The following is a 255-nucleotide window of genomic DNA, read 5'->3' as shown; positions in this document are numbered from 1 at the left end:
AAGTATCGCAAGATACAGAACTTACTTAAAGTTCAAGCTTTAGTTTTTTGTTTGGTTGATATATAAAAATACAAAACCCACTAGAAATTAGTAAAGGGATTGAGAGAGACAAGGATTAAGAAAAGAGAGTCAGTTAAATCTGGTATCTATTATCTGAAATCTGTAAGTCTAACAGACAGTCTCGTAGCTCAGCTGGTTAGAGCGCTACACTGATAATGTAGAGGTCGGCAGTTCGAGCCTGCCCGAGACTACTAA

1 tRNA gene is annotated in these 255 nt (G+C 37.3%); it reads left to right on the top strand.

From position 1 onward, the window contains the following. Positions 1 to 177: 177 nt before the first annotated feature. Positions 178 to 251, top strand: a tRNA-Ile gene (locus F3J23_RS21560). Positions 252 to 255: the final 4 nt, after the last annotated feature.

It is taken from the genome of Chryseobacterium sp. Tr-659 (assembly GCF_011752975.1).
In the GTDB taxonomy this organism is placed as follows: domain Bacteria; phylum Bacteroidota; class Bacteroidia; order Flavobacteriales; family Weeksellaceae; genus Chryseobacterium.
This window is presented reverse-complemented; position numbering and strand designations above follow the sequence as displayed.